The following is a 17,903-nucleotide window of genomic DNA, read 5'->3' on the forward strand; positions in this document are numbered from 1 at the left end:
CCGGCAATCGCCGGGCCCGCTTGTTGGAATGATTGAACCGCGTCTCGCGCGTCACGCAAACACGTCCGCCACCGGCACGCCCTTGTCGGCGAACTTGAAGGGACGGCCCGAAGGCGACATCACCACGAGGTCGTGCGGCAGGCCCATCGCATTGGCGATGGTCGCATTGAAGTCCTGCACCATCACTGGCTTGTCCTTCACGCGTTCGCCCTTTGGATCGGTCTCGCCGTGCTTGTAGCCGCCCTTCACGCCGCCACCCGCGAGCAGACAGGTGAACGCAGCCGGATGGTGATCGCGACCGTTCTGGTGCTCCGTCTTGATCGTCGGCGTGCGGCCGAATTCGGTCGCCACGACAACCAAGGTATCCTTGAGCATGCCCTTCGACTCGAGATCCTTCAGCAGGCCCGCGTAAGCTTGGTCGAACTCCTTGCAGCGACCTTCGACGGCCGCGAAGTTATCGAAGTGAGTGTCCCAGCCACCCAGCTGGACCTCCACGAACTTCACACCGTGCTCCACCAGGCGGCGGGCCAGCATGCAGCCCTGCGCAAAGCGGCCGTCACCATAAGTCGAGCGCACCGAGGCGGACTCGTCGTTGATGTTGAAAGCCTTCAGATCCTTGCTGTTCATCAGCTTGATCGCTTCCTGATAGAGCTCCTCGTAGGACTTCACATCGGCATTCTGATACTTGCCGTGGAACTGCTTGTTAAGCCGGTCGGCCAGCGACAGGCGCCGCTCGAAGTCTTCCTTCGAAACCTCGCCCGGCTTCTTCGAATCCTGCAGGCCTTCCGTCGGGCTGCCGATCGGAGCGGCGGCAAACTTCGCGCCGAAGAATCCACCACCGGACGTATCCGCGGACGAGTCGATCGCCACGAATCCGGGGATCTCGGGATTCGTGCGGCCACCGAGCTTCATCACCCACGCACCGAGCGATGGATGCTTCACCGTGCCACGCATTTCATAGCTGGTGTGCATGATGTAGGTGCCCTGCTCGTGGGCACCTTGGCGGGACGTCATCGAGTTGATCACGCAGACCTTGTCCATGACCTCGGCGGTCTTGGGCAGGTTCTTGCCGACGAAGATGTCGCTGGCCTTGGTCGGGATGGCTTCCATCGGCCCCATCACCTCCTTCTTCTTCGGCTTGGGGTCGAAGGTGTCGATGTGGCTCATGCCACCGGACATGTAGAGGTAGATCACAGCCTTGGCCTTTGCCTTCACGGCTTCGGTGGCTGCGGCAGGAGCCGCCGCTGCGGCGCTGTTGAAGAAGGGCATCAGCTGCACCCCGAGGTACATCTTCGCGGCATTCGTGATGAAGCTGCGGCGGGTCGGCTCGTCGAAACGGTTGAAATCGCGGGCGTTCATGGATTTTTCGAGGGTGAGAGGGTTTATTGGAGGAAAAGGAACTCGGAGGACATCACCAGCGCCGAGACGATGTTGCGGTAGCCGTTCTGGCCGGACTTTTTCACCTCGTCTTGCATCCAGCCCATCTCCTCGGAGGTCGGCGGACGATTGAGGATGGTGATGTAGAGACGGCGGATCTTCTCCTCGTCGCTGCCCGCGCCTTCGAGACTCTTGTAAAGGTGCGCACCGGAGTTGTTGACCAACTGCTCCTGCACGTAGCCGTTCATCAGCGAGAGCACCTGGCCCACGTTCGGCTCACGGCTTGCGCCTTCGACAACGATGCGGTCGGACTGACCGAAGAGGTAGAGCAGGTGGTTGCGGGGAGCGGGGCTGGGCAGCTCGGAAGCGCGGACCTGGGCCTTGCTGTCATAGGTCTGCACCTTGGCCATCATGCCCATGCTATCGCCACCACCACCGCCGCCGCCCTTCTTCACTTCTTCGAGCAGCTTGTCGAAGTAGGAGCGCACCGCGGCTTCGGAATCGAGGGCCAGCACCTCCTTGGACACCTGCACCATGTTCTTCTTGCCGACCAGCACCGGCTTGCGGCCGACATAGATCCGGTCGTCCAGGCTGCGGCGCGGCTTCTTGTCCGGATCGCCGGAGGCCAGCGTGATCAGCGAGTCCCACAGCTGCTCTGCCGACAGGCGGGAAAGCTGGCGACCATGGAAGTCATCACCGGTAGCCACCTTCGCCGGCTCCGGATTCGGCACGAATTGGAAGGTCTTGGTATTCAGCAGCACCTTCTGGAAAGCCCGCAGGTCATAGTTGAGCTCGCCCATCAGCGAGATCAGCGTGGCCATCAGCTCCGGGTTGTGGAGTTCCTTGGTCGCCTTGTATTCGTCGACCGGCTCATACACCCCGCGGCCCATCACATGCTTCCACATGCGGTTCGCTGCGACGGATGCGAACTGCTCTCCCGTCTTGTTCGTGACCCACTCGGCGAGCATCTCACGGCCGCCGCCCTTGTCGTTCTTCTCGGAAATGCGGACGCCCTTGCCGAACGGAGTCTTCGCACCGATCAACTGGCCCGGCTGGCCATCGCGATACTGGTAGTCTTCGGGCAGCTTGATCTTGCCCTCGCCGGTACCGCCGAGGCTGAGCCCGTAGACGCGATCCCACATGACCTGCGCCACGTCGTAATCCGTCGAGCGGCGCTTTTCGCCATCGTTGATCTCATCCCACAGACCCTTCATCAGGTCCTGCTTCTCTCCACCCTGACCTTGGGTGAAGGCCGCCAGTTCGAAGAAATCGTGCCGCTCGGTGGTGCCGAAGGGATCATCGTGGCACTGCGCACACTCCATCCGGGAGCCGAGGAAAACCCGCATCGAGTTCGCCAGGTTGTCGAGCGGCATGCCGCGGTCACGGGTGTAGTAGCCGACCGCCGCCGTCTCCGGATCCCAGCCGTCACCCTTCGCAGAGAGCAGCTTGTGGGTGAATTCGTTCCACGGCATGTTGTTCTCCATCGCCGTGCGTACCCAGTAGCGATACGGCTCGAAGCTGCCGTTGAAGCCCGGCTTGTCATCCGTCACCCGCAACAGGTCGAAGACCCAGTTGGTCATGTTGCTCGCGTAGCCCGGCGACTTCATCAGGTAGTCGATGAGCTGGACGCGTTTGTTCGCGTCGTCGATTTCCAGGAAAAAGCGGGCCTCCTCGACCGTCGGGATGCGCCCGATGGCGACCAGGAAGGCACGGCGCAGGAATGTGGAGTCATCCGTCACCGCCGGCACCTCCAGCTTCTCCTTCCGGTACCAGGCCGCCACCGTGGCGTCGATGGATCGGGCGGCTTTGGCGATGAAGACAGGATCGTCCGCGGGAGCTGGCTTCTCCGCAGCGCGGACAAAGGGCAGCACCACCAGCCAACAGGCGAGGGAACCGAAAAGGCGAGATTTCATGGGTTTCGAGGTTTTGACAAAGCTAGACGTTCGACTTGGGGTCGTCAATTGGACGCCAAGGCATGCAATTCAACGCCAAGGCAGGGGATCGACCGCCTACGCAGCCATCCGATGGGTTCTTTCGTTAAAACAAAACGGAGTTTAAACACAAAACGGTAGGGAAAGTTCCTCTCAGAGATGCGCTATTTTTGATCCAAACCCGTCACAGGCATGCATCTTGCCTCAACTTCTTTGCCTTTCCTCACGCGATCACGTAGGAGGGGCGGAGTTGTCCCCCGGGATCGATTTCGGTAGCGTCACCGAGCTGCTGTGGTTCGCCGCGCAGCGCCCCCCCCTGAATGACCACCAGAGCACTCACCCTGGACCGTCCAATCGTCGGCCCGCTTCCCGCGGTGCTGGACCAGAGGGCTGCTGCCGATGCCGGGCGGCTGGCCTTCCGGTTTCTCGTGGACGGAGAGGAAAACGAGCGCCTGCTCCACTACGGCGAACTGCTGCGGCAGGCGCGGATCCAAGCCGCGAATCTGGTCGAGGCCGGCGCCTCCGGAAAGCCGGTGCTGTTGATGCACTCGCCCGGTCTGGATTTCATCATCGGCCTTTTCGCCTGCTGGTACGCCGGGGCGATCGCAGTGCCGGCCTACCCACCGAGCGGGAATCGCCACCGGCAACGGCTCGAGGCAATCCTCCGGGATTCCGGCGCGGCCCTCGCCATCGGGGAAACACCCGCCAAGCCCATCCCCGGGGTCAGGGTCCTGACTTGGGAAGAACTCTCCACCGGCCAGCCCTTCGCCGGAGATGCCCCTTATGGGGAAGTCCCCTGCCTGATCCAATACACCTCCGGCTCCACGGCGAAGCCGAAGGGCGTGGTGCTTCATCATCGTCATCTCCGGCAACACCTCGCTGCACTCGGCAATACCGTCCGTGGCCTGGGCATCCGCTCCATGCTGAGCTGGCTGCCGCCCTACCATGACATGGGGCTCATCCTGAAGATCCTCTTCTCCTTCGACTCGGGAGTCCCGCTCACCTTCTTCTCGCCCGATCACTTCGTGCAGCGCCCGGTCCGCTGGCTGCGCGCGATCAGCCGCTACCGCGCCGAATTCAGCGGCGGCCCGAATTTCGCCTTCGATCTCTGCCTGCGCTCGATCCGCGACGAGGAACTCGCCGGCCTCGATCTCTCCTGCTGGACCGCCGCGCCCACCGGCGCCGAGCGGATCCGCATCGATACCCTCCAGCGCTTCACCCGCCGCTTTGCGCCCTACGGCTTCCGGCCGGAGACCTTCCTGCCCGGCTACGGCTTGGCCGAGTCCACCCTCATCGTCACCGCCTGTCGCTCGGGGAAATTCCAGAGCATCTCCCATCATCCCGAAGCCGGCCAGCATGTCTCCTGCGGACCGGTGATCGATGGCCTGTCAGTGCGCATCGCGGATCCTGCCACCGGACAAACCCTGCCGCCCGGAAAGATCGGCGAGATCCGCGTCAAAGGCACCAGCGTCGCCGCGGGCTACTGGAACCACCCGGAGGAAAGCGCCAGGATCTTCGGAGCCGAGGGCGAGCTGCACACCGGCGACCGCGGCTATCTCGAAAACGGCGAACTCCACGTGGTCGGCCGCATCAAGGATCTGATCATCCTCGGCGGCACCAATGTGGCCCCGGAGGATGTCGAGGCCGCCCTGGCCAGTGCCTTCCCGCAGTTCGCCGCCGCCGCTGCCTTCGCGGGCGATACTCCCACCGGTGAAGGGTTGATACTGGCGATCGAATCGCCACGCCTTCCAGAGAAGGAGCTGGCCGAACTTGCCACCGCCATCCGCCGCAGCATTGCCGATTCCCTGGAATTGCCCATCCATCGCATCGTCTTCGTTCGCACCGGCACCCTGCCCCGCACCACCAGCGGGAAGCTCCAGCGCTCCGCCGCACGCGAGGCCTACCAGCAGCGAAAGCTCATCGTCACCTTCGACGAAGCCGCCCTCTCGCCCGCGATTCCGCCGGGCGGCAAGTGGCTGGATGCAGTGCTGGATGCCGTGCGCGAAGTCTCCGGCCGCGATGGCGTGACTGCGGAGGACGACCTGATCGCCTTCGGCCTTAGTTCCATTGAGGCTACCCGCTTGGCCGCCCTCCTGCGAGCCACTACCGGTGTCGAAGTCTCCCTTGCAGAACTCTTCTCAGCGACTTCCTTCGGCCATCTCGCCAGCAGCTTTGAAGGCAGGACCGGCACTCCGCTGCCCGAGATCGTTCCCGGCTCGGGACGTGACAGCGGCCTCCTCACCCACTCGCAGGAGCGCATGGGCTTCCTCCATCAGTTGGAGCCGGAAAGCGCCGCCTATCATGTCTTCGGTGCCCTGGAGTTGGAGGGGCCGCTCGACTCCCTCGCGCTCGAGCGCGCCTACACCACCCTGCTTTCCCGCCACAGCATCCTGCGCAGCCGTCACCGGATGAATGACGGCCGCCTCACGGTGCGCCTCGACGATAGCCCACCGCCGCCCATCGAGCGCAGCAGCGGCCCGCGTGAAGAAGTCCTACACGCCTTCGCCTTGCGGCCATTCGATCTCGCGAATGAATCACCCATCCGCGCGCTGCTGATCGATTGTGGAAAGAACCATCACATCTTCGCGCTGTGTGCCCATCACATCGTCGCTGACGGCTGGTCGGTGCGCCTGCTCGTCCGCGACCTCGCCGCCTACTACGATGCCTTCACCGGCGGCACCCAGGCCCCGTCACCACTGGCTGGACCGGACTACCTCGACTACGCGGCATGGCATCGCCGCTGGATCGAAGACGGTGCCGCCGATGCCGCGACCCTCTACTGGAAGCGCCGTCTAACAGGTCACTCCGGCGTGATGGAACTCGCCACCGATTTCCCGCGACCGGCCAAGCCCTCGTCACTCGGTGGTGCCGTGGAGCGTACCGTGCCAGCCGGCCTCGTCGAACGCGTCACCGCTTTCGCCAAGTCCCGCCGCGTCACGCCCTTCATGGTCCAGCTCGCGGCCTTCCTGCTGCTGCTGCGACGCCACGGCGGCGATGATGATCCAGTGATCGCCGTGCCGGTCGCCAATCGTAACCACGCCGCCGCCGCTGACCTCGTCGGAACCCTCGTCAATACCCTGCCCTTCCGGCTCACGCTCGATCCGTCGGAGACGTTCCTCTCGTTGTTAAACCGCGTCCGCGATGCCGCCTTCGAAATGCAGGGCGCACAGGATGCCCCCTTCGAGCGCATCATCGAGGCCATTCGCCCCGAGCGCGCCCGCGATCGCACCCCGCTCGCCCAGGTGATGTTCGATCACCAGGAAATCCCGATCGCCGAAACCTGGCACGGCGGCCTCCGCTGCCGTCCCTACCTCGCCCATCGCGGCGCGGTGCAGTTCGATCTCAGCCTGCTCTACTTCGTGCTCTCGGACCGCCAGCAAGTGGTGCTCGAATATCGCGACGATCTCTTCAAGAGGGAAACGGCGGACGCGATGCTCGACCGCTATCTCGCGACGCTCGGTGCCGTCTGCCGCGAAGCCTCACGGCCCATCCACGCCATCGACGGTCTATCGGAAAATGACCTCCTCCACCTGCTCTCGGCAGGTCAGGGAGCCGCGCGCCCAGGGTTCCCGAAGCAAACCACTCCCGCGCTCATCGCCGCGACTTGCAACCGTCTCGCAAAACAAACCGCCCTCGTCTGCGGCGAGGAATCGCTCGACTACGCCACCCTCGATTCGAGCGCTGCGTCCTTGGCTGCATCGCTGCAGCGAAAGGGCATCAAGCCCGGTGATCGCATCGCCATTTTGTTAGAGCGCGATCTCCTGCTGCCGGTCGCTTTGCTGGCCGCCTGGAAATGCGGGGCCGCCTACGTTCCGCTGGACTCCGCCAATCCACCCGAGCGTCTCGCGCTGGTGCTGGAGGACCAGGCCCCGCTCCACGTCCTCGTTTCCCCATCGCTCGTCGATCGCCTGCCGCCAAATACGACATCTATCGTACTTGATCCCGCCATGCTTGCGGGCACGAGCCTTCCCGAGCCAGTCCCGGTAAATCCGCAGGACGCCGCCTACATCCTTTACACCTCCGGCTCCACCGGAAAGCCAAAGGGCGTGATCGTTTCCCACGGCGCGCTGGCGAATTTCCTCCTCTCGATGCAGGAGGAACCGGGCTTCAGCCAAGGCCAGCGCCTGCTCGCCGTGACCACCGTGTCCTTCGACATCTCGGCGCTGGAAATCTTCCTGCCTCTCGTCGCCGGCGGCACCGTGGACCTCGTCCCCGGTTGCGTCGCCCGCGATCCCGCCGCACTCCTTTCACGACTCGAAGCGACCACGCCGGACGTGATGCAGGCCACACCCGCCACTTGGCGCATGCTGATCGACGCGGGCTGGCACGGCTCGCCCGGCATGAAGATCCTCTGCGGTGGCGAGGCCATGGACCTGCCGCTCGCCCGCAAGCTGCTCCCGCTCGGCCGCGAACTCTGGAACCTCTACGGCCCCACCGAGACCACCGTGTGGTCCACCATCTGGCGCGTGCCGGACAATCCCGAGCGCATCCTGATCGGCCACCCCATCGCCAATACCGGCATCCACATCGCCGGAAACGATGGCTCCCCGCTCCCTCCCGGCATCCCCGGCGAATTGCTTATTTCCGGCGCGGGCTTGGCCGACGGCTACTGGCAACACCCCGACCTAACAGCTGAACGCTTCGTCCCGACTCCTTCCGTCGAGATGCCCCGGATCTATCGCACCGGCGATCTCGCCCGCTGGCACGCCGATGGCTCGCTCGAATGCCTCGGGCGCTCCGATGGCCAAATCAAGATCCGTGGCTTCCGCGTGGAGCTTGGCGAAATCGATGCCGCCCTGCTCTCCCATCTCGGCATCGCTGAGGCCGCCACCGTGCTCAAGGATGAGCGCCTCGTCGCATGGTATCGCCCCACCGTTCCCGGGCTGCCCGCTTCCGAAATCACCGCGCACCTCCGCGCACGACTTCCGGACTACATGATTCCGGCACCGCTGGTCGCCATCGATCACATGCCTCTGACAGCAAGCGGCAAGATTGATCGCAAGGCCCTCGCCGCGCGCCCGCTGCCCGAAGCCTCCATTGAAAATCCAGTCGCAACGAACGCCGGTGACCCGCTGGTAACCGAACTCTGCCAGATCTGGGCCGGAGCCTTGGGAAGCCGGAACGTCCAACCCGACGACGACTTCTTCGCACTCGGCGGACACTCGCTCGTCGCGGCACGCCTCGTCACGGAAGCTACCCAACGCACCGGCATCACGGTCTCGCTCGATTGGTTGTTCGATCGCCCAACGCCCGCCGGCATGGCCGCGCAAATCCGCGAGAAAGCCGCGCCTGACCTGGCGGAACCGCGGGTGCTACCGCTGGCCCGCGGCCAAGGCGGCACCCCGCTCTTCTGGTGCCACACCCTGGTCGATGGCGGCATGGGACTCCTGCCCTATCGCGAGACGGCACAGTTGTTAGGCGACGTCACCGACTCGCACGGCATCGCCGAAGGGGCGCATGGCTTCGACACGCTGGCCGCCATGGCCACCGCCCACGTCGCGAAGATCCGCGCCGCCCAGCCACGCGGACCTTACAAAATCGCCGGCTTCTGCTTCGGCGGAAATCTCGCCGCGGAAATCGCCTCCCAGCTCGCAGACGCGGGCGAGGAAATCGAGCTGCTCTGCCTGCTGGAGGCTGCTCCGCCTCACCCCGCTTCCCATCACAATCCTTGGCTTCACCTCGCCACTTGGCAGCGCATTCTCTCGCGCCTTCCCGGCCGCGTGAAGAGCTTCATGAAGCGGGACGCTGAAGCCGTGCTTCGCCGCTTGAAAATGAAGCAACGCGCCGCCGCCTCCGAAATGACACGGCTCTCGCGCAAGGACGGCATCCCGGACATCCGCGGCATTCTCGATCTCGATGTCCTCGACCCGGAATCCCAAGAGCGAGCCACCCTTCATTGGGAAGCCCTCCACAAGCACCAGTCGCGTCTGCCCCGGGCCAAGCGCATCGTGCTGATCCGTGCCGATGACGATGGCTGGCTGCCACGCCCGCCCACGCTCGGCTGGTCGGCACCCTGCGAAATCGAAGTCCACACCGTGCCCGGCCGCCACGAGGAATTCCTGCGCCGCCGCTCCGCCAAGGAAGTGGCCGACGTGATGAGGCAGGTGCTCTTTCCCCAGAAGGCCTAACAGCGCTTCGCTTCCTGAATCAGCGGACGCAGCTTCGCAAGCTCCGCAAGCGCCACGCTCTCCAGTGAATCGGGCAGGCGGAAGCTCCAGTTCTGCGGACCCACGGTGCCCGGTGAATTGATGCGGTCGGTGAGATCGCACAAGTCGGTGATCATGATCGCAGCATAGCGCGACTTGGAATCGAGCAGCGCCTTGAACAACGCTTCCTTCACTTCCGCGCTGTAAGGTTGATCCGGCTCGATGTCCGCGAACTCGGCCATCAGCCGGAGATTGTTCACCGCCCCGGAACGCTCGCCTTCTTCGGCCTCCGGATCCTCTGCGATTTCGCGGAACCCTTCCCACATCGCCGGCAATGAGTCGTGGTCATGCGTCGCATAGGTGGCGAATGAACACTCGGGCAATTCATCAGGCAGGATCACATGCCCCTCCTCATCGGCATCCCAGTGCGGCACCCGGAAGCCGGCGACATCCAGCGAGGCAAGGTGCGGCCTCACATACTCCGGTACGCACCCGAGATCCTCGCCCACGACCGCCGCTCCACGCGCAGCCTCGATGACCATCTTCAACCGCACGTCACCCTCCGCGCGATTCAGCTCCCGATTCTCCGGTGTATCGTCTGGCCGTGGACTCCACCCCGGCAAGGGACCGCCAGTGAGCTCGACCGCCTCGTCCTCCGTTAGACCGAGAAACTCGGCATTCCGCTGTGGCTGCCACGGGAATGAATAGATCCGGTAAAAGCCGAGCACGTGATCGATCCGGAAGATGTGGAAGATGTCCGTCAGCATCGAGATCCGCTGCCGCCACCACGGGAAACCAGCCGCTTCCATCCGGTCCCACCGATAGAGCGGGATGCCCCAGTTCTGCCCCCACTGCTGGATGAAGCGATCATGCTTGAAGAGTGTCTCCGGCGGCGCACCTCCGCACCAATTCAGATCAAAGTCCTCACGATTGAAGAACACATCCGCCGAGTAGCGGCTCACGCCGATCGGGATATCGCCCATCAGCTTCACGTTCTTGTGATCGGCATGCTCGCGGACCGAGCGCCACTGGACAAAGCACAGCCACTGCACCCACGCGTAAAACTCCAGCCGCTCCTCCACCACCGCCGCGCTCGCTGCCTTGCTCGCTTCGAGGTGGGCCATCGCCCCCTCCACCGTGCGCAAGGGCTCCGGCCAATAGTCCCAAGCCTCGGAACCACCAGCCTGGTCCATCAACCAACGATAGATGCAGTAATTCTCCAGCCACGCCTTCTCCTCCCGCCGGAAGCGGAAGAAGGCGATATCCCCCGGACCGGAATTGAAGCGACTCCACGCTTTTTCCAACAAAGCACGCTTGGCCTGGCGAACCGCGGCATAGTTCACGCGATCGGCCTGGAGATGCTCCCCGAGCTCGACTCGCGCGAGTTCGACATCGGATTCCTCAAGGCCGGGAATATCCCGCGCATCCATCGACAAGTACAATGGCTCCAGCGCCACCGAGGTAATCGCGTTGTACGGACTATCGTCGCCACCGGTTTCATTCAGCGGCAGCAGTTGCAGAAAGCCGATGCCATTCGCAGCGCAACGGTCGATCCACTGCTTCAAGGCACGCGTATCACCAATACCAAGATCCCCCTCCCGGCGGGGCGTGAAAGCGGGCAGGAGGAGGCCTGCGAGTCGAACGGACATGCGGGTGAGGCTGGCAGACATCGTGCCACGTTCCAGCCGGAAGCGTGTCGCCCCCTCTCTTCGTCATCCAGATCTCTTCGTCCCAACGGGACGGCTCATAAAAGCCCGGCACGCAGTGCCGGGTCAGAGGACCAGCACCATCGCCTCCTGAAGGGAGGCCTCATGCTTCTGGCGGCACCATCCAGGGCAAGGTCCGAAACCATCCCTCGCCCACCGATCACGCAATAATCTCGTGAATCGGATCCGCCCCCTCCACCCCCACGAGCTTCTGATCCAGCCCCCCATAGAAGTAGGTCAGGTGATTCGGATCGAGCCCCATCTGCTTGAGCACCGTGGCGTGTAAATTCTTCACCTGCACCCGGTCCTTCACTGCCTCCCCACCGAGCTCATCGGTCTCACCAAAGGTCGTGCCACCCTTGATCCCACCACCGGCCATCCACGTCGTGAAGCCATACGCATTGTGATCGCGCCCCGTCCCCTCGGCATACTCCGCCGTCGGCTGACGACCGAATTCACCACCCCAAATAATCAGCGTCTCATCCAACAGACCGCGCTGCTTCAAATCCTGAATCAAACCCGCAATCGGCTTGTCCGTATTCCCCGCATGGAACTCGTGGTTCTTCACGAGATCCCCATGGGCATCCCAGTTGTCGTCATTATGAGCCCCACCGGAGTAAATCTGGATGAAACGAGTACCACGCTCCACGAGCCGCCGCGCCAAAATGCACTTCCTCGCAAAGTCATCCGTCCGGCTGCCATCCATCCCATAGAGCTTCTTGATGTGCTCCGGCTCGCTCTCCACGTCGATCGCCTCCGGCGCAGTCGCCTGCATCCGATACGCGAGCTCATACGAAGCAATCCGCGCGGACAGGTCGCTATTATGCTCGCGCCCCTTCATGTGGCCGCGGTTGATATCGCCCAGAAAATCCAGCAGCGAACGCTGCTGCACCCGATCCATCCCGGGCCGGTTCTCCAAATTCAAAATCGGATTCCCCTGCGAACGAAATACCACACCCTGATAGCTCGCCGGCATGTAGCCACTGCTCCAATTCTTCGCACCGGAGATCGGCCCACCGGTCTTGTCCAGCATCACCACGTACCCAGGCAGATTCTCATTGAGCGAGCCGAGACCATAGTTGACCCACGATCCGAGCGAAGGCTTACCGCTGAGCAACGAGCCGCTGTTCATCATCAGCATCGCCGAGCCATGGATCGGCGAATCCGCAGTCATCGAGTGGATGAAAGCAATGTCATCAACACAGCCGCCGATGTTAGGAAACAGCTCCGAGACCCACTTCCCCGATTGGCCATACTGGCGAAACTGCCACTTCGGCCCCACCACGCGCCCTTCGTTCTTCTTGCCACCGCGGCCGAAGGTCTTGATCGGCACCGTCTTGCCATCCAGCGGATACATCTTCGGCTTGTAGTCGAAGGTATCCATGTGGCTCGGCCCGCCATACATGAAGAGAAAGATCACCGACTTCGCCTTCGCCGGCAGCTGCGGCTGCTTCGGAGCCAGCGGATTGTCATAACCCGCTTCGCTCGCGAACACCCCATCGCGCGACATCATGCCAGCCAACGCCAGCGAAGTGAATCCGCCACCGATCTGGTGAAGGAATTCACGGCGATGAACGCGGCCGCAAAAGTTGCCGGTGGGTGGACGCAGGATCATGGCTAGTCGAGATAGAAGAATTCGTTGAAGCTGAAGACCGCCACCGCGAAGCGTTGCAGCGCCACTTCAGGCGTGAGCTTGCTCTCGGTCTTGAGCTTGTTGATGAAGGCCAGCGAGCGAACGACCTCGCTCTCATCCGGCTCGCGCGAAATCACCAGTTCGAAAGCCCGCTTCACCTGCGCCTGCAAATCCCCCGGATGCTCACGCTCAAGCCGACTCGCCAGCCGGGAGGCTTCGTCGTGAATGAACTCGCTGTTCATCATCGCCAGCGCCTGGGTCGGCACCGTGGTGGTAAAGCGCACCGGGCAAGAGTTGTCCGTATCCGCGAGGTCAAAGTCCGTGAACAGCGGCGGCAACAGCGAGCGCTTGATCTTCACGTAAATGCTCCGGCGATCCGCCTGATCCGGCGGACTCACGCCCCACTTGCCGCCCTTCGTCGAGGACGTGGCCAGCACCTCCTCGGGAATCGTCACGAACACACTCGGGCCGCTCATTTCCAAGTTCAGCTCACCCGTGCTGAGCAGGATCGAGTCGCGCAATTCCTCGGCACCCAGCCGCCGCGGATTGAAGCGCCAGAAAAGATCGTTGGCGGGATCCGCCGCCGCGTCCTTCGGGTCGGACGAAATCGAAAGCCGGTACGTCTTCGAGTTCAGCAGCAGCCGATGCATCGCCTTCACGCTCCAGCCCTTCGCAACAAACTCCGTCGCCAACCAATCGAGCAACTCGGGATGCGTCGCCTCCGTCCCGAGATAACCAAAGTCATTCGGCGTCGGACAGATGCCCCGGCCGAAATGATGCTCCCAGATCCGGTTCACCATCACCCGCGCCGTGCGCGGATTATCGGGACGGGTCATCCAGTTCGCGAGCGCGAGACGGCGACCGCTCGTCTTGGCATCAGCCGCCGGCGGAGACACCGAGGCCACCTCGCCACCCCAGATCGCAGGAAAGCCGGGCTGCACCTCATCGCCCTCGGCATGGGCACTGCCACGCAGCAGCACGTGCGTCGGCGGCGGCACCGGACCACTTTCCGTGATCACCATCGCCTCAACGCCTGGCGACTTCTTCAGCATCTCGATCTCTTCAAGCCGAGCCTGTCCCCGCCGGTAAAGCTCGCGGTCCTTGCGGCTCACCGCGCGATAGTCGCGATTCATCACCAGGTCGGACGGCGTGATCGCATCCACCTCCAGCCCCAGATCAAAGAACTGCCCACCGGCCGTCTGGTGAACGTGCACGGCCAGCACGTTGCGCCCGGTCTGCAGCGCCGCCATGAACTCGCGCGATGCGGTGATGCGCTCGTAGTCGCTCACATGATGCTCGCGCTGCAGCACCGGCTGGCCGTTCAGGAAAATCTCGATATCCTCGTCGTGATAAAGGTGCAGCAGCACCGACTTCGGAATCGCTTGCAGCCCGAAGGTCGTCTGAAGCCAGATGTCCGCGCTCGTCCACACGGTCTTGGCCTGCACACCCGGCGCCGCCGTGCCGAAGCCAGCGGCTCCCTGCTGCCAATTCGCGCGCTCGGCGCGGAAACTAACAGCCGACCAATCCTCAGCCGGCTTGGTGGTCGTATAGAACCAGGTCGTCGGACGCATCCGCGCATCGGTCACCAGCCAGCGATCCGGCGGCGCCATATTGTCCACTCGTCCCGCAACCTCGGGATTGGTGCGACGCACATTGACCAGCGCGTTTTCCTCGGAACGCGCCATCCCTTCCCGGATCCGCTTCTCCTCGGCACCGAGCTCAGCGAGTTGGTGGTCACGATTCTCAACCAGTTCGGGAGACTGGATATACTGCGTCTGCTTGCCCCCCTTCCCCATCGGCTCGATGCCGCGGAAGAAAGAGACGAACTTGTAATAATCCTTCTGCGGAATCGGGTCGCCCTTGTGATCATGGCAACGCGCACAACCCGCGGTCATGCCAAGAAATCCCTCGGTAACGGTGCGGACATTGTCATCCAGCACATCGAAGAAATGCTGCGGAGGATCCGCCGGATCATCGTCCCACGCCATCAGCCGCATCATGCCGGTCGCGATCTGCGAGTCGGCCGTCTTGTCGGGAAGCTCATCACCGGCAATCTGCTCGGCCACGAAGCGGTTGTAAGGCTTGTCCTGGTTGAAGGCGCGGATCACGTAGTCGCGATAGCGCCACACATACGGCTTGTCGTTGTCGCGCTCGAAGCCGTTCGACTCCGCATAGCGCACCACATCCAGCCAATGCCGCGCCCACTTCTCGCCATACTGCGGCGTATCGAGCAGGCGATCCACCTGCTTGCTCCACGCATCCGGCGAATTGTCCGCTTCAAAGGCCCGGATCTCTTCCAACGACGGCGGCAACCCCGTCAGATCGTACGATAAACGTCGTAGCAATGCCGCCTTGGATGCCTCGCCCACCGGCTTCAGCCCCTTCTCATCCAGCTTCGCCAGGATGAAAGCATCCACCGGATTCACCGCCCATGCGGGATCGGAAACCTTCGGCGGCTCATGCCGCTCCATCGGCCGGTAGGACCAGTGCGTCTTGGTCTTCTCATTGACCTCGGTCACGCCCGCGAGCGGATCGTGCACTTCCACCAGCACGTCGGCATCCTCCGGCGTCCACGGTGCCCCCATCTCCAGCCATCGGGCGATCTTCGCCTGATCGCCGTCATCCAGCTTGCCGCGCGGCGGCATCTGCAGGTCCTCGTTCTTGTATGAGAGCGCCTCCAGAATCAGGCTCTTCGCCGGCTCAGCCTCGTTGAAGACCGCCCCGAGCGCGCCCCCCTTCATCAGCCCCTTGCGGCTGATGAGCTGCAGGCCTCCTCGCACCTTCGGATGTCCCTTCTCATCGAGGCCGCCGTGGCACTTGAAGCAATTCTGCTCCAGGATCGGCTTCACCTCGTTGCGAAAGTACTCCACGCCCTCCGTCTCGGCCGCTCCCGACCGGGATGCAGCGAGACCCAGAGCAGAGAGACCGATGACCAGGGGTCGAATCATGCCATCTGAGACAGAACGGCCCCGAAGCGTCCTGAAATTTCATCTGCATGGGCTTTTACCACCGCTCCGAAAGAATCGAGCTGGCTGTCTGGAATGCGTGAGGACGGTGCGGTGATCCACAGCGCGGCAATCACGCCACCCGTGGCTCCCCGAATCGCGGCGCCGATGCAGGTCTGACCCTCCATCTCTTCCGCAAGGTCGAAGCCGTAGCCGCGCTCGCCGACCACCCTGAGATGCTCCAGGAAAGCCTCGTGCGTGGTGATCGTGTTCGCCGTGAAACGCGGCAGCTTCATCTTCATCACCCGCTGGACGCGTTCTTCCTCCGGCATCGCCGCCAGCATCGCCTTGCCCGGCGCGGCGGTGTGGAGGCAGAAGCGCGTGCCGGCATCCACGGCAAACTTGAAGTGATGCGTGCCGAGCGCCTGGTCGAGCACCACACCTTCGCCATCGATCATCGTGCCGAGCAGCGCGGTCTCACCGGTCGCATCGCGCAGGCGGCGCATCACATCGATGGACTTCTCGAAAAGGTTCGCATCCGTCACCGACATCGCTCCCAGCACCAGCAGGCGCGGCGTCAGGCGGTAGCGCTTGGTGCCTTCCACCTTTTCCAGGAACCCGCGGTTCTCCAGCGTCACCGCGATGCGGAAGGCGCTGTTCTTCGGGATCTTGAGTTCCACGCCGAGGTCACTCACGTTGATCCCCTCGGGACGGGAGCTCAAAAGCTCCAGCATCACGAGTGCACGGTCGAGATTCGGCACAATGTAGCGCGCGCGTGGATTATCGGCGCTGTTCTCCCAGTCAGATTCGTTTGTCATATCGAACGCGGTGCAAGCCCCTCATACCAAAAGGGGCACCCGTTTCCTTTCAAATCCGTAACCGGAAATCCATCACAAACCTACCCACTGGCGGCCCCACACGATCACAAAGGGCAGCGTGACGAGGCTGACCACTGTAGTAGCAATGACAATTTGCACGGCCACCCCCGGCCGCCCTCCGTAAACTTTTGCCAGCATGATGGGCGTCATGGCCGAGGGCATCGCTGCCTGAACCACCAGCACCTGCTTCAGCTCCACCGGTGCCGGCAGGAATTTCGCCGCCGCCAGCAGCATCAGCGGCAGCACCGCCAGCCGGACCACCACCCCGCTCAGCACGACTTTCAGCGACGGCCGCTCCGAAATGATCAGATCACTCACCAGCGCCCCGGTAATCAGCAGCGCCACCGGGAAAGCCCCCGCGCCGGTCCACGCCATCGCCTTTCTGATCGCCACTCCCACCATATTCCCGCCTCCAGCGTCCAGATAGCGGTCGATCCCGCTCCCCACCAGCACCAGCCCGAGCAGCACGGAAATCACCGGCCCGTTCACCAGCTTCCGCCACGGGATGGTCTTCTCGCCGGAAAGGATCATCACCCCCACCGACCAGATCGCCAGCTCCACCCCGAGATTGTGGACGAAGAGCATCGCCATCGCCCCAAACCAGATCTGCTGGACCACCGGGATCGCCGTGTAGCCGAAATTCTGCACCCCCGCCGCCAGCGTAAAGGTCCGCTTCCCGCCCCCCTTCTGAAATCTCAGCAGCCCCGCCAACAGCCACGCCCCGGCAAATCCCAGCACCGTCAGCCCGAAGCCCAGCCCAATCCCCCACACCACCGACCACCCATTGCGGACGCTCTCGCTCCCGAGGATCTTATCCAGAATGAAGCAGGGATAGAGGACATTGAACACCATCCGGAACACCGGCTCGTCCTGATCCACCGTCACCACCCGCAGCTTCCGCAAGACGGCCCCCGCCAAAATGATCAAATACACCGGCAGCACCGCCGCAAGAACCGCCTTGGAAGTATCCACGCCGCCGAGCATTTCCGCCGCCGCCCCGGGCGACAAGCCGGATTGCCGGGCCGTCATCGCCCCACTTCCCGCTTGGCAGTTTCCTTTCCTCCGGTAACGTCGCCGTCACACGACAGGAGAGTTCCCCGATCGAGGAACTGAGAACGGCCGGCGCGCGGCGAAAATCCTCCGAACCTGATGCGGGTCGCTCCGCCCTAGGAAGTTCGTACCATCCCGACCTTTTCCTTCCGGCCGCGCCTCTTATCAGCGCGGCCTTTTTCTTTCCCTTCACAAGCATCCACGTTCCACCGCCCAGCCTGCCTTCCCACTGATCAC

Annotated in this window: 8 protein-coding genes; 1 reads left to right on the plus strand and 7 read right to left on the minus strand. The window is 63.2% G+C overall.

Going from position 1 to position 17,903, the window contains the following annotated elements; genetic code table 11:
- Positions 1–51: 51 nt before the first annotated feature.
- Positions 52–1,359, minus strand: a complete 1,308-nt coding sequence (locus WKV53_RS25480; protein ID WP_341407661.1) for a DUF1501 domain-containing protein — start codon at positions 1,357–1,359, stop codon at positions 52–54.
- 23 nt (positions 1,360–1,382) lie between these two features.
- A complete protein-coding gene (locus WKV53_RS25485; RefSeq protein ID WP_341407662.1) occupies positions 1,383–3,290 on the minus strand; it encodes a DUF1549 domain-containing protein in 1,908 nt (635 codons plus the stop codon).
- A gap of 338 nt (positions 3,291–3,628) precedes the next feature.
- Between WKV53_RS25485 and WKV53_RS25490 the strand changes: the two genes are divergently transcribed.
- Positions 3,629–9,436: a non-ribosomal peptide synthetase gene (locus tag WKV53_RS25490; RefSeq protein ID WP_341407663.1), complete on the plus strand. Its 5,808-nt coding sequence runs from the start codon at positions 3,629–3,631 to the stop codon at positions 9,434–9,436.
- Here the strand turns inward: WKV53_RS25490 and WKV53_RS25495 are convergent.
- From WKV53_RS25495 to WKV53_RS25515, 5 genes are all read right to left on the minus strand, one after another.
- Positions 9,433–11,124 (minus strand): 4-alpha-glucanotransferase, encoded by a 1,692-nt coding sequence (locus tag WKV53_RS25495; RefSeq protein WP_341407664.1) that lies wholly within the window; start codon positions 11,122–11,124, stop codon positions 9,433–9,435. The two genes, WKV53_RS25490 and WKV53_RS25495, sit on opposite strands and share 4 nt — an antisense overlap.
- Positions 11,125–11,320: 196 nt before the next feature.
- Positions 11,321–12,775 (minus strand): DUF1501 domain-containing protein, encoded by a 1,455-nt coding sequence (locus WKV53_RS25500; protein ID WP_341407665.1) that lies wholly within the window; start codon positions 12,773–12,775, stop codon positions 11,321–11,323.
- 2 nt (positions 12,776–12,777) lie between these two features.
- The gene (locus WKV53_RS25505; RefSeq protein WP_341407666.1) at positions 12,778–15,741 is read right to left on the minus strand and encodes a PSD1 and planctomycete cytochrome C domain-containing protein; all 2,964 of its coding nucleotides are present in this window, start codon (positions 15,739–15,741) and stop codon (positions 12,778–12,780) included.
- Positions 15,738–16,556 (minus strand): IclR family transcriptional regulator, encoded by an 819-nt coding sequence (locus tag WKV53_RS25510; RefSeq protein ID WP_341407667.1) that lies wholly within the window; start codon positions 16,554–16,556, stop codon positions 15,738–15,740. The genes WKV53_RS25505 and WKV53_RS25510 overlap by 4 nt, the downstream gene beginning before the upstream one ends.
- 72 nt (positions 16,557–16,628) lie before the next feature.
- On the minus strand, positions 16,629–17,645 hold the full coding sequence (locus WKV53_RS25515) for an AEC family transporter (protein ID WP_341407668.1): 1,017 nt from the start codon (positions 17,643–17,645) through the stop codon (positions 16,629–16,631).
- Between the last annotated feature and the right edge of the window lie 258 nt (positions 17,646–17,903).

The sequence above is a fragment of the Luteolibacter sp. Y139 genome (assembly GCF_038066715.1).
Taxonomy (GTDB): Bacteria; Verrucomicrobiota; Verrucomicrobiia; order Verrucomicrobiales; family Akkermansiaceae; genus Haloferula; species Haloferula soli.

What these genes read in the sequence shown, in the direction of transcription:
- WKV53_RS25480 (WP_341407661.1), bottom strand. Translation starts at nt 1,359, where the DNA reads ATGAACGCCCGCGATTTCAACCGTTTCGACGAGCCGACCCGCCGCAGC.
- WKV53_RS25485 (WP_341407662.1), bottom strand. Translation starts at nt 3,290, where the DNA reads ATGAAATCTCGCCTTTTCGGTTCCCTCGCCTGTTGGCTGGTGGTGCTG.
- WKV53_RS25490 (WP_341407663.1), top strand. Translation starts at nt 3,629, where the DNA reads ATGACCACCAGAGCACTCACCCTGGACCGTCCAATCGTCGGCCCGCTT.
- WKV53_RS25495 (WP_341407664.1), bottom strand. Translation starts at nt 11,124, where the DNA reads ATGTCTGCCAGCCTCACCCGCATGTCCGTTCGACTCGCAGGCCTCCTC.
- WKV53_RS25500 (WP_341407665.1), bottom strand. Translation starts at nt 12,775, where the DNA reads ATGATCCTGCGTCCACCCACCGGCAACTTTTGCGGCCGCGTTCATCGC.
- WKV53_RS25505 (WP_341407666.1), bottom strand. Translation starts at nt 15,741, where the DNA reads ATGATTCGACCCCTGGTCATCGGTCTCTCTGCTCTGGGTCTCGCTGCA.
- WKV53_RS25510 (WP_341407667.1), bottom strand. Translation starts at nt 16,556, where the DNA reads ATGACAAACGAATCTGACTGGGAGAACAGCGCCGATAATCCACGCGCG.
- WKV53_RS25515 (WP_341407668.1), bottom strand. Translation starts at nt 17,645, where the DNA reads ATGACGGCCCGGCAATCCGGCTTGTCGCCCGGGGCGGCGGCGGAAATG.